The sequence below is a fragment of the Gemmatimonadota bacterium genome, assembly GCA_016719105.1.
Lineage (GTDB): Bacteria > Gemmatimonadota > Gemmatimonadetes > Gemmatimonadales > Gemmatimonadaceae > SCN-70-22.
This window is the reverse complement of record JADKAQ010000002.1, coordinates 220,564-235,573: the sequence shown is the minus strand read 5'-3', so window position 1 is coordinate 235,573 and position 15,010 is coordinate 220,564. Positions and strand designations below refer to the sequence as shown.

The 15,010-nt window shown below is 68.8% G+C and carries 8 protein-coding genes, 1 pseudogene and 1 riboswitch; of the genes and pseudogenes, 6 read left to right on the top strand and 3 right to left on the bottom strand.

Annotated elements, in window-relative coordinates; translation table 11 throughout:
* Nucleotides 1-3 precede the first annotated feature (3 nt).
* Nucleotides 4-639, top strand: coding sequence for a cytidylate kinase-like family protein (locus IPN47_04620; protein ID MBK9407330.1), 636 nt, complete (start codon nucleotides 4-6; stop codon nucleotides 637-639).
* A gap of 51 nt (nucleotides 640-690) precedes the next feature.
* On the top strand, nucleotides 691-1,737 hold the full coding sequence (locus tag IPN47_04615) for a hypothetical protein (GenBank protein ID MBK9407329.1): 1,047 nt from the start codon (nucleotides 691-693) through the stop codon (nucleotides 1,735-1,737).
* Here the strand turns inward: IPN47_04615 and IPN47_04610 are convergent.
* Nucleotides 1,734-3,818, bottom strand: coding sequence for a glycoside hydrolase family 3 C-terminal domain-containing protein (locus tag IPN47_04610; protein MBK9407328.1), 2,085 nt, complete (start codon nucleotides 3,816-3,818; stop codon nucleotides 1,734-1,736). The genes IPN47_04615 and IPN47_04610 overlap by 4 nt on opposite strands.
* 700 nt (nucleotides 3,819-4,518) lie before the next feature.
* Here IPN47_04610 and IPN47_04605 point away from each other — a divergent pair.
* Nucleotides 4,519-5,433 carry a creatininase family protein gene (locus IPN47_04605; GenBank protein MBK9407327.1) on the top strand — a complete coding sequence of 305 codons (915 nt, stop codon included), beginning with the start codon at nucleotides 4,519-4,521 and terminating at the stop codon, nucleotides 5,431-5,433.
* 156 nt (nucleotides 5,434-5,589) lie between these two features.
* Entirely contained in the window at nucleotides 5,590-7,554 is a 1,965-nt protein-coding gene (locus IPN47_04600; GenBank protein ID MBK9407326.1) for a CocE/NonD family hydrolase, read from the top strand.
* 81 nt (nucleotides 7,555-7,635) lie between these two features.
* Here the strand turns inward: IPN47_04600 and IPN47_04595 are convergent, their stop codons facing one another.
* A complete protein-coding gene (locus tag IPN47_04595; GenBank protein MBK9407325.1) occupies nucleotides 7,636-10,902 on the bottom strand; it encodes a sialidase in 3,267 nt (1,088 codons plus the stop codon).
* A gap of 84 nt (nucleotides 10,903-10,986) precedes the next feature.
* A complete protein-coding gene (locus IPN47_04590) occupies nucleotides 10,987-12,213 on the bottom strand; it encodes an MFS transporter (GenBank protein MBK9407324.1) in 1,227 nt (408 codons plus the stop codon).
* Between the two features lie 209 nt (nucleotides 12,214-12,422).
* On the opposite strand from IPN47_04590, the pseudogene IPN47_04585 reads away from it, so the two are divergent.
* Nucleotides 12,423-13,702: pseudogene (locus IPN47_04585) on the top strand (VWA domain-containing protein).
* A 90-nt stretch (nucleotides 13,703-13,792) separates the two neighbouring features.
* Nucleotides 13,793-13,866: riboswitch (SAM riboswitch) on the top strand.
* Between the two features lie 65 nt (nucleotides 13,867-13,931).
* Nucleotides 13,932-14,918 carry a homoserine dehydrogenase gene (locus IPN47_04580; protein ID MBK9407323.1) on the top strand — a complete coding sequence of 329 codons (987 nt, stop codon included), beginning with the start codon at nucleotides 13,932-13,934 and terminating at the stop codon, nucleotides 14,916-14,918.
* The last annotated feature ends 92 nt before the right edge of the window (nucleotides 14,919-15,010 follow it).

Below are 15,010 nucleotides of genomic sequence, written 5' to 3'. Positions count from 1 at the left end.
CGCATGCCCCTGATTACGGTCTCGCGCATGTTCGGCTCCGGCGGGAGCGAGGTGGCCGCTGCGCTGTCGCGACGCCTGCACTGGGCCCTCCTCGACAACGCCTTCATCGAGCGCGTCGCCGTCGGGTTGCACATCACGCCGGCGCACGTGCAGGCGATCGAGGAGCGTCGCCCGTCGCTCGCCGAGCGCATCGCCGACGCCTTTGCCTACAGCTCGCAGGAAATGCTCTCCGCGCCACTCGGCGCGCCGCTTCCGCCCACCGAGGAACGCATCCTCGAGGTCACCCATCGGGTGATCGACGAGGCGGTGGCGCGCGGCCCGGTCGTCCTCGTGGGACGAGGGGCGCAGGCGTGGCTCGCCAGCAGGCACGATGCCGTACACGTCCTGTGCGTGGCGCCGCGCGACGCCTGCATCACCCGGGTCGCCGACCGCGAACAGCTGTCGCCGGTGCAGGCCGCGCGTCTCGTCGATGAGACAAACCGCGAACGGCAGGCGTATGTGCGTCGCCACTGGCGCCGCGAATGGCTCGACGCCGCGCACTACCACGTCTGTGTCAACACGGCGTGGCTCGGCATCGCCGGCGCCGTCGACCTGGTCGAGGCAGTCGTGCGCGCACGACTCGCCGGCGAGCCGGCCTGATCGTGCAGCGCGTCCGTTCCTTCGTGGCGCCGTCATCGCCCTGATGCACTCGTGATTCCCGAACCGTTTCGATCGGAGGCCGACCGCCTCCCGCGTCCACTGCGTGAACTCCTCGAGGCGGAGCTCGCGGCGGGCAATTCCATCGTGGAAGTCGCGAGCCACTTTCCGGCGCCGCCGGCGGGAGTGTACTTCATGCTGGCCCATCCGGTCAGCACGCGCCCGCGCGCGCCGAGCGCCGGCGTCGCGTTCTTTCATCGCAACTCGTCGCAGTACGCCGGCGAGTTCCACGACGGCGAGCGCTTCTTCTTCATCCTCGAGGCGCCGCTGCCGCCCGAGCCGCCTCCCGACATGGATGCGATCCGCGAGGCGCTCGAGGCACAGGAGCGCGCGTCGCGTCGGCGTCTGGGTCTGCCCGAGCATGCTGACGCGTCGCGATCGGCCGAGTCGTCCAGCCCCGATCTGGAGCGGGTGACTCCGGCGACTGCGGCACGCTCGGCCTTTGACCGCTTCGTCGACAGCATGGCGATCGACTACGACAAGTGGCGCGAGGGGATCGGCTACGATCTCGACGCGCTGGCGGCCACCACGCCTAACGAACGAGCGACGATCGAACAGATGCTCCTGCCCCACGCGACGCGCGGGTGGCGCGACGTCGAGGCGCTCGCGGCGCTGGCGACTGACCGCGCGCATGACGCCCTGCGCACGGCGCTGCGTGACGGGGGGGCCGAGGTGCGTGCCGCCGTCGTGCGGCACGCGCCCGAACTCGTCGACGAGGAAGCGCGAACCGACTCGCTCGTGCGTGGGTTGCGGGAGGCGTCGTTCTTCGGGGGACTCTCGGAGATGCTGGACGACGCGGCGGAGTTTCATCCGCCCGCCGTCGTCGACGCGCTCTTTCGCGAGGCGCTGCAGGGGCCGGGCGACAAGGCGGTGCACTGTGCCGCGCTCCTCTTCCACGTGCACGGGCTCACCGAGGAACCGTTCGACTGGGAGCACCGGCCGTTCTTCCTGCGCTTCAACACCGACGATCGCGCGGCGCGCGACGCGGCGTTCGACGAGCTATGCCAGCGGGTGGGGATCGACCCAGCGCGGTATCGTTAGGGCGTTCGCAAGGTCACGACCGCCCGCTGCCGAATATCGGCGGACGACGCCCCGACCAGCACCACGAAGCGTCCCGGTTCCGTCACCAGTTGCAGCTGCGCATCGCGCATGGCGAAGCGCGCCGCCGGCACGACGATCGCGACCTCGCGCGCCTCGCCCGCGGCCAGCGGGGCGATGGCACTGCCCGCGAGCATCAGCACCGGACGGGCGACGGAGGCGATCTCGTCCCTCAGGTACAGCTGCACGACCTCCACGGCGGGGCGCCGCCCCGTGTTGTGCAGCCTCACGCGCACGATGACGCTATCCCCCGCACGCGGCGATGAGGGCTCGACGCGGATCGACTCATACTCCACCGCGCTGTAGCCGAGCCCGTGGCCGAAGGGATAGGCGGGGCGACCGGTGAGGTCGAGATAGTCGTCGCCCCGCCCGGTGGGCCTGTGGAAGTACGTCAGGGGGAGCTGTCCCTCGGCGACCGGCACGGTGAAGGGGAGTCGGCCGGCGGGCGCCGCATCACCGAGCAGGAGTCGCGCGACGGCATCACCGCCCGCGTCGCCCGGGTACCAGGCCTGCACCACGGCCCCCACGCGGCTCCCCCAGTCGGCGCTGGTCACGGCGCTTCCCGCGATGAGCACCACGACGACTGGGCGACCGGTGGCCGCGACCGCCTGCACCAGGGCCTCCTGGTGTCCCGGGAGCCGCAACGACGCGCGATCGCGAAACTCCCCCTCTTCGATTCCGGCGACGATCACCGCGACGTCGCTACGGCGCGCCAGGGCAGCGGCCGTCGCAATCGCGCCGCGCCAATCGGTGGAGGTGCCGTGATCCCACAGGAGGCGAATGCGCCCGGCGCCGCTGCTCTCGAAGTACTCCAGCCGCAACGCCACCGCGCGCCCCGCCGCCACCGGAAGGGAGACGCTCGTGAGGGAGTGCCCGCGCTTCCCCCATCGATCGATGGCGAGCGCGCCGTCGACGTACAGTCGATATCCGTCGTTCCCTTCGACGGCCAGGCGCAACACGCCGCCGGCGGGCGCACGCAGGGTCCCCTGCCAGCGCACGGAGTACCAGCCGTACGCCAGGGCTGAGTCCGGGCCACCGAACGGCCAGGAGAAGTCGATGGCGGCGTCCGTCCGGATGACGGCGGGCGCGCCCTGGAGCGCGGTGTTCGCGAAGTACTCACCGCGCAGCCCGTCGCCTAACGCCGACGCGGGGACCGGGACGAACTCGGCGCTCCCCCGCCCCGGCCCCGGGGCGTAGCGCACCTCCGCACGCCCGCCGAGTCGTGCGGCCATCCCATCGCGAATCGAGACCGGATGATTGCCCGGTCCGGAGTAGCCGCCAAGTCGCGGCTCGTCCGCATCCACGCCGATGAGGGCCACGGACCGGACCGTCGAATCGAGCGGAAGGACGCCGCCGTCGTTATGCAGGAGGACGAACGAGGCGCGTGCCGCCTCCTCGGCCAGCTGACGGTGCTCGGCACGCATCGACGCGTCGGCGGCGCTGTCGAACGCGACGTACGGCTGCTCGAAGAGGCCGAGCTGGAACTTGAGGCGCAGGACGCGCAGCACGGCCCGGTCGATCACCGCTGGCGAGAGCCGCCCGGGGGCGAAAGCCGGCCGGAAGAGCGCGGCGTGATCGACCGAAGTCTGCAGGATGACATCGAGCCCGGCATCGAGCGCGCGCACGGTGGAGGTGGGGTAGTCGGGCGCGGTCATGTGCAGGACGTTGGCCCCGCCGACGGCCCCGGCGTCCGAAATGACCACGCCGTCGAATCCCCAGTCACCACGCAGTTTGTCGGTGAGGAGCCATCGGCTTGCCGTGGCCGGCGCGCCGTCGATCGAGTTGTACGACGCCATCACCGAGCGCGCCCCACCGGCGCGCAGCGCCTCGCGAAACGGCGGGAAGTGCAGCGCTTCCAGCCAGCCGCGGCTGACCTCCGCGGGATAGCTGTCGCGCCCTCCATCACCGACGTTCGCGACGAAGTGCTTGGGCGTCGTGACCACTCCCGCAGACTCCACCGCGTGCACGAAGGCCACGCCGAGGCGAGCGGCCAGGAGCGGATCCTCTCCAAGGGTCTCCTCCACGCGTCCCCACCGCACGTCGGTCGCGAGGTTGAGCACGGGCGACAGCAGCTGACGGATTCCGCGCGCGCGCTTCGCGTGCCGTGGCCGCCGCGACACGCGCGACGAGGGACGAGTCCCACGTGGCGGCGAGGGCGATCGCCTGCGGAAAGACGGTCGCCCCGCCCTGTGCGAGCCCGTGCAGCCCCTCCTCCCAAGGGATCATCGGGATGCCGAGGCGCGTGCGGGTCACCAGGTAGCGCTGAATCGTGTTGATGCGTTCGGCCACCTCTCGAGCGCCACCGCCAGGGCCAGGGCGTACCTGGAGTCCGTAGATCCCGTGCTGCAGGCGAGTGAGGTCGAGGGTCGTATCGTCCGGGACGGCGAAGAGCTGCCAGAACTTTTCCTCCGGCGTCATCCGGGCCAGGAGGTCGGCCGCGCGGTCGTCCGGCGTGCGCGCTGCATTCTTGTAGGTCGCGCCAGGCGACGCGCACGCCGCGCTCCCCGCGAGCAGGAGCCGGGCGAGGGTCAGCAGGGGACGGTGGCGCAGGCGGGACGCGAACATCGGACGAGTCGAAAAGGAGCAGGCGAACACCCGAACGGGGGGCGTGGTGCGGCGACGAAGATGCCCGGGGGTCCGGCGATCGGCAATCGTGCTGGCCACTCGTTGACAGCGAGCGGAGAGCTGGCAACTTCCGACGACCTCCTTCTGCCCTGGCCACCGATGCCGCTCGTCCGATTCCTCCCCTCCCCGCGCCGTTCACACCGGCGGTCGCTCGCAACCGTGGTCACGCTGTGGGCGGCGCTGTGCGCGTCGCTGAGCACGAGGGCCGGCGCGCAGGCGCGCGCGACCACCAACGCGCACAGCACGAAGGAGCAGCGTGCGCTGGCCGCGGTCGGGAGCGTCCGCATCGCCGAACTCCCCTGGACGGAGGCCATCGCCCGCCTCGACACCGCCACCATCGTCGTCATTCCGATCGGCGCCGAGGCCAAGGAGCACGGCCCTCACCTCCCGCTCAACAACGACTGGCTCCTGGCCGAGTACTTCGCGCAGCGTGTCGCCGCCTCGACCAAGGTCGTGCTCTATCCCACGCTTAACTACCACTTCTATCCATCGTTTGTCGAGTACGCCGGGTCTACGACGTTGCGCCTGGAGACCGCGCGCGACATGGTGATCGACATCGTGCGCACGATTGCCGCCCACGGGCCGCGACGCTTCTACCTCCTGAACACGGGCGTCTCGACGCTCCGCGCCCTGGGACCGGCGCGCGACTCGCTCACCGCGCGCGGCCTGGTCGTGCGGTACACCGACATCCTGAACATCGGGAAGGCCGCCGAGGAATCGGTGCGGCGGCAGGCAGGAGGGACGCACGCCGACGAGATGGAGACGTCGATGATGCTGTACATGCATCCCGAAGTGGTGCAGATGGCGAAGGCCCCCGACGACTACCACCCCGGCGCGGGAGGTCTCACGCGCGACTCCGTCGTAGCCGCACGCGACGGCAAGGTGTGGTCGCGCACGGGGACCTTCGGCAATGCGACGCTGGCCACGCGCGAGAAGGGACGCGTGGTGGTCGAGGCGCAGGTCGCCGGGATGCTGGCCGAGATCGAGGCGCTTCGCCGGACCGCCATCCCCTAGGGGGCGCCACCCGAGCTCGGCGTGCCCGTGCGAGCGCGGGGCCGTCTTTGCCTCAACCTTATACGGGGAGCGGACGTTTCCCTCTTGCAGCGCGCCGCGCCCGGATGAGCGTTGAGCGCACCCTGGTTCGTCCCTCTCCCACTCGCCCGACAGTCCATGCGCGTCCTTCTCCTTCGGCTCGCCGTCGTTGCGCCGCTCCTGCTCGCCACGGTCGCGGCGGGGGCCCAGCCCCCGCAGCAAGCGAACCAACTCCAGCTCCGCGCCCGTCGCGATTCGCTCGAGAGCGAACTGCAGCGCATCGCCGTCGTCGACCGCAAGGTGATGGTCGTCATGCGCGACGGGCTCAAGATGCAGGCCGACATCTATCGGCCCAAGAGCGCCAGCAGCAAGGTACCGGCGATCTTCGTGCGCACGCCGTACAACTTCAACTGGTGGGACGTGCGGCTGGGCGCGCCGTCGGACATGAGCCAGCAGCTCGAGGCCGTGAAGCGCGGCTACGCCTACGTGGTCATGAACGAACGCGGCCACTTCTTCTCCGAAGGGAACTACGACATCCTCGGCCCGCCGATCACCGACGGATATGACGCCATCCAGTGGATCTCCACGCAGTCGTGGGCCAATGGAAAGGTCGGATTGATTGGCTGCTCTTCGACCGCCGAATGGCAGATGGCGGTGGCCGCGCAGTCACCGCCGGGGCTGGGGACGATCATCCCGCAGGGCTTCGGAGCCGGCGTCGGGCGGGTCGGGCCCTACTACGAGCAGGGCAACTGGTATCGCGGTGGCGCCGTGCAGATGCTGTTCATCGCCTGGCTGTACGGCGAGCAGAACCAGGTCCGCCCGATGATGCCACCCAACCTCACGCAGGAAGAGCGCATCCGGTTCTCCAAGTCGTTCGACCTCGCGCAACAGCTCCCACCCGTCGACTGGAGCAAGGGGCTTCGCACGCTCCCGTCGATGGACATCCTCAAGGCGGTCGACGGGCCGCGCGGCGTCTTCGCCGACTCGATGCCGGGCATTGCGACTGGCGGCGCGATGATCAAGCGCACGCCGAACGATTCCGCCTGGTATCGCGGCGGGTTGTTCCACGATGACATGCGCATCAACGTCCCGGGACTCTGGTTCATGTCCTGGTATGACGTGTCCGTGGGGCCCAACCTTGCGACGTACAACCACGTGCGAAAGACCGCGCGCCCCGAGATCGCCAACCAGCAGTACGCGGTGATCGCGCCAACGCTGCACTGCGCCTACAAGCGGGCGACGGAGAACACGATCGTCGGTGAACGCAGCGTCGGTGATGCACGCCTCGACTACGACGCGCTCACCTTCGGGTGGTTCGACATCTTCCTCAAGGGCGAGAAGAGCGCCCTCCTCGACACGCTCCCCAAGGTGCGCTACTACACGATGGGGATGAACAAGTGGCAAACGGCGGACAGCTGGCCGCCGGCGGGCGCCGAGACGTTGAATTACTTCCTCGCCAGCGGCGGCAATGCCAACACCGCCAAGGGCGACGGCGTCCTCACGACCAAGCCGCCCAAGGTGGACAAGCCCGACGCCTTCAGCTACGACCCGATGAACCCGGTCCCGTCATACGGCGGCAACGTGTGCTGCACCGGCAACGCCGTGGTGGGCGGAGCGCTCGACCAGCAGAAGATGGAGCAGCGCGACGACATCCTGGTCTACACGACCGAACCGTTGAAGGAAGGGATGGAGGTCAGTGGCCCCGTCGAGCTGACGCTGTACGTCTCCACCGACGTCAAGGACACCGACTTCACGGTCAAGCTGATCGACGTCTATCCCGATGGGCGTGCCTACAACCTCGACGAGACGATCCAGCGCGCGCGTTATCGCGAGGGGTACGACAAGGTCGTGTGGATGGAGAAGGACAAGGTGTACAAGGTGAAGCTCGGTCCGTTGACGACCTCCAACTACTTCGAGGCCGGGCACCGCCTGCGCATCGAGGTCTCCGGCTCCAACTTTCCGCGCTTCGACCGCAACATGAACACCGGCGGGAAGAACTTCGACGAGACGTCGGGGCCGGTGGCGCACAACAAGGTGCATCACTCGGCGAAGTACCCCACCTCGCTGAGCCTCACCGTGGTGAAGCGGAAGACAGCGTCGTAACGGCGTCGCGGCACGACGAGACACAAAGGGCCGGTCGCCTGCGGGCGGCCGGCCCTTCGTGTCGTCAGGGAACACGCGTGCTCAGGAGATGAGCGCGTTCTTCACGTTGCGTGCGCGCAGGAGCTGGCGGAACGCCTCGAGGTCGCCGGCCATCACGGCGTCGAAACGCGCGCGCGCCTGACGCAGCTGCTCCTTGAGCACGGCCTGCACCTGACGCTGCGGTTCGGTCGGGGCGAAATCCGACGACGTCACGCTCTGGCCGAGATAGATGAGCTGCTCGCTGAGGCGGAACGGGTAGCGGACCAGGTCCTGCCCGCGCCCGGTGACGCGGAGCTGGACGAGCAGTTCCTCGACCGCCCGCATCGCCTTGTCGAGCGAGTCAGCTCGCACGCGCACATCAGCCATCGTGCTGTCGTCACCTAACGACGCCTTGATCGTGGCGGCCTGGCTGCGCACGATCTCGAGCGTGTTCACCATGTCCACCACCGCGTCGATGTCGCGGGCGATGTCACGGGCGAGTTCGACCTGCTGCCGGATCTCGCCCTCGCTCCCCCCGGAGACCGGGTCCTTGCGCACCTCGAGCGGCTGTGACGAGCTGTGCGCGCCGACCGTGAGCGTGACCGTGTAGCGCCCCGGTGGCACGAGCATGTTGAAGCGTGCCACGCCCGGCGCGGCGCGACCTTCCGGCGGATAGCGCACGTCGGGCGCGTACGGGTTCTCCGTGCGGAGCTTCGCCTCCTTCGTGGGCTCGTTGCGCAGGTCCCACCAGAGGCGGTTCACCCCCGGCTTCCCCATCGAGGCCAGCCGCCGCACCACCAGGCCGCTGGCGTCGGCGATGGACAGGACGAGCGAGTCCTTCACCGCATCCGTGAGCCAGACGTTCAGCGCGGCGCCATACGGAGGATTGGTCCCGGTGACCGGATCGTCGTAGTCGGCGAACGGGACCTCGACCGGGAGGAAGCGATAGGCCGGTCGTGGCGCGAAGAGCGCCGCTCCCTGCGCCTTGAGTTGGGGCGCCAGGGCACGCAGCGGCGAGATATCGTCCATGATCCAGAAGCCGCGCCCATACGTGGCGATCACCAGGTCGCTGAAGTGCGGCTGCACCTCGATCCAGTAGACCGGCGCGTGCGGCAGGTTGTTGTTGAGCGGTTGCCAGCGGGCGCCGTCGTCGAGCGAGACATAGACCCCGTTCTCGGTCCCGGCGTACAGCAGGCCGCGCCGCACCGGGTCTTCGCGCACGACGTGCACATAGGAGAGCGGCGACTTGGGGATGCCGTTGACGAGCAGCGTCCAGGTCTTGCCGAAGTCGGTCGTCTTGTAGATGAACGGATCGCGGTTGTTGGCCTGGTGCGCGTCGATCGAGAGCCACGCCGTCCCGTCGTCGTAGCGCGATGCCTCGATGTTGGAGATCGTCCCCCACGTCGGTGCCCCCGGGAGGTTGGCGCTGAGGTCGGTCCAGTTGGCGCCGCCGTCACGCGTCAGGTGCAACTTGCCGTCGTTCGTCCCCGCCCAGATCACCCCCGCCGTGCGCGGCGACTCGGCGATGGCGAACACCACCCCCGAGTACTCGACGCCGATGTTGTCCGGGGTGAGGCCGCCTGAGCGCACCATGCGCGCGCGATCGTTGCGCGAGAGATCGGGAGAGATCACCTGCCACGAGCGGCCGCCATTGGTGGTGACGTGCACGTGCTGCGAGCCGACGTAGAGCTTGTTGTGATCGTGCGGCGAGATCGTGACCGGGAAGGTCCAGACGAAGCGGTACTTCACCTCGTCGGCCGCGTGCCCGATCGTCCCCTGCGGCCACACCTCGACCGGCGTCGACTGGTTGCTGCGCAAGTCCCAGCGCGATACGATCCCGCCTACCGATCCGTAGCCGGAGGCACTCGACCAGACCAGGTTGGTGTCGACCGGGTCGGGCTGGGCCCACCCGGACTCTCCGCCGCCCACCGACGACCAGGCGCCACGCGTGATCCCGTAGTCGCCCATCTTGCTGTTGGACGGGCCGCGCGTCGACGGGCCATCCTGCCGGTTGCCGTAGACGTTGTACGGGATGCGATTGTCCACCGCCACGTGATACATCTGGGCGATGGGGAGCTGGATGCGCCGCCACGACTTGCCGCGATTCTCGGTGATCGAGACGCCACCGTCGTGACTCACGATCATGCGGTGGCCGTTGGTCGGGTCGACCCAGACGTCATGGTGATCGCCTGCGGGCACTTCCTTGAATGGTGGATCGAGAATCGTCTTCCCGCCGTCCAGCGTCTTGGCCCAGTTGGCGGTGAGGAAGTACGCCTCGTCGGCGTTGTCGGGCATCGCCGTCATGCGGTTGTAGTAGTGCGTGCGCCCCGCCACCTGCTGGTCGTAGCTCACCACCTGCCAGGTGGTCCCGCCATCATCGGAGCGCCAGAGGCGTCCGCGTGTCGTGGTGTCGGCAACGTTGACCGCGGGAAGTCCGTCGCCCGCTTCGATGAGCGCGTAGACCCGACTCGAGTTCGCCTTCGACATCGCCAGTCCGATCTTTCCCATCGGCGTCGTCGGGAGCCCGTTCCCCGTCAGGCGCTTCCACGTCGTCCCGCCGTCGCGCGACATCCAGATCCCGCTCCCCGCCCCGCCCGAGAACCGCCCCCACGTGTTGAGTTGCACCTGCCACATCCCGGCGAAGAGGATCCGCGGGTTGTTGGGATCCATCACGAGGTCCGAGGCCCCGGTGCTGTCGTTCACGAAGAGGACCTTCTCCCACGACTTGCCGCCGTCGGTCGTGCGATAGATCCCGCGCTCGGCCTGCGGCCCGTAGCTGTGCCCTAACGAGGCGACGTAGACGAGGTCGGGATTGGTGGGGTGCACCACGATGCGCGCAATGCGCCCGGTCTGCTCCAGCCCCATGCGGGTGAACGACTTTCCGGCATCGGTCGAGCGCCACACGCCCCACCCGATCGAAATGTGCGAGCGGATGAACGGCTCGCCCGTCCCGGCCCAGACGACGTTCGGGTCCGACGGTGCGGTGGCGAGCGACCCGATCGACGACACCGGCTGGTCGTCGAAGACCGGCTGCCAGCTATTGCCGCCGTCGCTCGTCTTCCAGAGTCCGCCCGATGCGGCGCCGGCGTAGTACGTCGTGCGGTCGCCGGCGACGCCGGCCACCGAGGTCACGCGGTTTCCCTCGGGACCGATGTGTCGCCAGCGCAGCGATGCCCACGCCGCGGAATCGATCGCCGGCCCCGCCGGTGCGACGGTGGGGCGCGTGCGTTGCGCGGCAAGCGAAGGTGCGACGGCGCCGACGAGGCTGAGCGCGAGGACGAGCGGCGCCATGCGCCGGCGCGCGGGAGCGAGCGAGTAGAGCTGGGGCATCGGACGATTCAAGGAGTGGGAGACGCCCGAAAGTGCCTCCTCCCCCCGCCCCCCGCCAGCGGGCGGCGGCGCCGTCTCAGCCCGCTACAGTTCCCGCACGTCGGGATATCGGCGAAACGCCCACCAGCCGTACGCCAGCATGAGCAGCGCCGCGCCGCCGATCGCCGCGTCGACGCCGAAGGCGCGCGCCACCGCCCCGCCGCCGAACGCCCCCACCACCTGCGGCAGCCCGACCACGATGAGCGAGTAGATCGCCATCAATCGCCCGCGGAACTCGTCAGGCACGATGGACTGCATCAGCGTGTTGGCCAGCGCGTTGTTCACGATCATCACGAAGCCGATGAACAGCAACAGGACGTACGCCACGTGCGGCGATCGTACGAACGACAGGGCGAAAAGCAGCGCCCCGAAGACGAACGACGAACTCGCCAGCAGGCGCCCGCGCGACCGCGGCGCCGACGCCGCCAGCGCCAACGCTCCCGCCAACCCCCCGATCCCTACCGCCGACAGGATGACACCGTAGCCATCCGCCTGCAGTCCCAACATGTCGCGCGCCATCACCGGCATGAGCGACAGGTACGGGTTGCCGAGGATGGAGAAGACGGTGATGACCTCGATGAGCCCGCGTACGCGACGATTGCCCGCGACGTACGCCAACCCCTCGCGAATTCCCTCCATCGGGGAGAGCGTCACCGCCACGACGGCGCGCGGCGGCAGGGTGATGCGCGACAGCCCGATGAGCACGGTGAGATAGCTCAGCGCATTCACTCCGAAGCACCAGGCCAACCCGAACTTGGCGATGATCGCCGCCGCGATGGCCGGGCCAAAGATGCGGGCGAGGTTGAAGCCGGACGAGTTGAGCGCGATCGCATCGCGCAGGTCGTCACGCCCCACCAGGTCGATCATCAGCGACTGACGCGCCGGAATCTCGATGCTCGCAATCGCCCCGCCGAACAGCGCGAGCGCCAGTAACCCCGGGATGTTGATGTGCCCCGACCAGGTGAAGTACCAGAGCAGCAATGCCTCGAAGAGCAGGAGGCTCTGCGCGATCTTCACCAACCGCAGCTTGTCGTGCCGGTCCACCATCACGCCGGCGTGCAGCGAAAAGAGGAGGATCGGGAGCGACCCGCTCACCGCGACGAGCCCGACGATGAACGCGTTGTTCGACAGCTCCAGGGCCAGCCACCCCTGCGCCATCGACTGCATCCACGTCCCGATGAGCGACAGCGTCTGCCCGACCCAGAAGCGACGGAAGTTCGCGTGGGTGAGGAGCACCCGGAACGGATTCACGGCGCGGCGAGGGGTCGTCACGGCCGTAAAGTACAGGCCCTCCCGCAAATAGTCGCCGGGTCGCCTTCACCCTGCGTCGACGCCCGGGGCCAGCCAGGACGCCGGCGACGGCGTGTGTGACGGATTCCCCGTTCCGCCTCGGGTTCGAGGGATCGCCGGAGCCGCATCCCGTGTTGTATCGTATGTCTGGCGCAGCCCCGTCTGCGCCCCCGGTCTCGAGCGAGGTGGTCATGAAGTCCCACACCTACACGAAGTTCTCCCCCGAGGCCGCCGACGCGGTCGACCTCGAGTCGCTGCTCGAGCAGCTGTCGGACTTCCTGCTGCAGTCGGGCTTCGCGGGCGGACAGCAGTACCACCCGTTCTGGGGCGAGACCGGCGAAGACGGCGACCGCTCGCTCGACGCCCTCAAGCAGGCCATCCTGCAGGCCCTCATCGACAGCGGGCAGTTCACCCCGGAGATGCTCAAGGCGCTCCCGGCGACGACGACGAGGACGCGCAGGCCTCCCTGGCCAAGCTGCTCGACGACATCGTCAAGCGCCTCATGGAGCAGGGCTACCTCAACCTCGAGGCCCCGCCCGAGGTGCCGGACTCGCACGAGGCGGTCGAAGGCCCCGGTGGCCTCGCGCGCGCCGCATCGCGCGACGTGAACTTCCGCCTCACCGACAAGGGGATCGACTTCCTGGGCTACAAGTCGCTCCGCAACATCCTGGGGTCGTTAGGCAAGTCGTCGGTCGGCAGCCACGACACCCCGTTCCTCGCCACCGGCATCGAGGCCGACGCCTCGAGCAAGCCCTACGAGTACGGCGACACGCTCAACCTCGACGTCAACGAGACGCTCAAGAACGCCCTCGCGCGCACCGGATCGCTCGAATCGCCGCTCGATATCGACTACCCCGACCTGATGGTGCGGCAGGCCGAGTACCGCTCGTCGTGCGCGACCGTCCTGATGCTCGACTGCTCGCACTCGATGATCCTCTACGGCGAGGACCGCTTCACCCCCGCCAAGAAGGTCGCCCTCGCCCTCACGCACCTCATCCGCACGCAGTTCCCCGGCGACACGATCCGCGTCGTCCTCTTCCACGACTCGGCGGAAGAAATCCCCATCGCCACGCTCGCCCACGCGCAGGTCGGCCCCTACCACACCAACACCGCCGAAGGGCTCAAGCTTGCGCGCCGCATCCTGATGGCGCAAAAGAAGGACATGCGCCAGATCGTCATGATCACCGACGGCAAGCCCAGCGCCCTCACCATGCCTAACGGGCAGATCTACAAGAACTCGATGGGGCTGGATGCGTACGTGATTCAGGAGACGATCCGCGAGGTGGCCAACTGCCGGCGCAACGGGATCGTGATCAACACCTTCATGCTCGCCCGCGACCGTGCCCTCGTGGAGTTCGTGAAGCACGTCTCGTCGATCTGTCGCGGCAAGGCCTACTTCACCAACACGATGACGCTCGGCCAGTACATCCTGATGGACTTCCTGCGAAAGAAGACGCGGAAAGTCTCGTAGCGCTCCCGTCTGCCCCGCTTGAGTCCCAGCGGTCCGTGCCGAGACTCCCCCCTTGCGCCCCCGAAACGGGCGCCTTAGCATGCGGTCACAACTGAAGCTCGTGGCGATTTAAGGCAACTTGCGGCCACGTAAAACAATTCGCTAAAAGCCACTCAGTCCGGGGGCTTTGCCGTCGGGCCTTTTTTGTGTCCCCGACTGCGAGTCCGGCGAGTGGGGGAGAAAAGGCACCATGGCACTACCCGTCCTCCGCGTCGGGCTCATTGGCAACGGCACCGTTGGCTCCGCCTTCGCCACCGCCCTCGACGCCAACCAGGAACGCCTCGCGCAACGCCTCGGCGCGCGCCTGCGGCTCACCCAGGTCGCAGTCCGCCATCCCGATCGGCACCGCGGCACGCTGGCCGGCGTGCGCATCCACGACGACGCCGAATCGCTCGCCAACGACGCATCGGTCGACCTCGTCGTCGAGGCCAGCGGCTCTCCGGACGCCGCCACATGGCTGCGCCGCGCCATCGCTCGTGGTGCCGCTGCGGTCTCCGCCAACAAACAGGCCATTGCCGGCGATCGCGTGCTGCTGCAAGCGCTCGCCGATCGGCATCCGCTCCTGCACTGCGAGGCCGCCGTCGCCGCCGCCCTCCCGATCGTCCGGGCGCTGCGCGATTCGCTGGACGGTGAGGAGATCCACAACGTGCGCGGCGTCCTGAACGGAACCACGACCTACATCCTCACGCAGATCGAACGCGGCGCACGCTTCCGCGATGCCCTCCTCCTCGCGCAGGAGCACGGCTACGCCGAGGCCGATGCCGAGGCCGATCTCAGCGGGCGTGACGCCGCGGCGAAGCTCGCCATCCTCGCGACGCTCGCCTGGCGTCGACCGATCACGGTGCACGACGTCGACACCAAGGGAATCAACGGCAACATCGTCGACGTGGTGCGTGTGGCGCGCGAGCACGGGAGCCGCGTTCGCCTGGTCGCCGAGGCATGGGCAGACGACACGTTGCACCTGCGAGTCGAACCCAAGATCCTGCACCCGCATGACGTCCTGGCCCGCGCCGAGAATGTCGTCAACGTGGTCGAGGTCCACAGCGCGCTCGCCGGTCCGCTCGTCTGGTATGGCGCCGGCGCCGGTGGTGCCCGCACGGCGTCTGCATTACTAGGCGACCTGTTGGTGGCCTCACGCGCACTGGTCGGCGCCACCGCCGGCAGCATCGCGGCATGAGCACCACCCTCGTTCCGCCAAGGCGTGCCGAGAGCGCCGAGATCGCCGAGATCGCCGAGATCGCCGAGCAGCTTGGCTGGCGGCTCCCCACG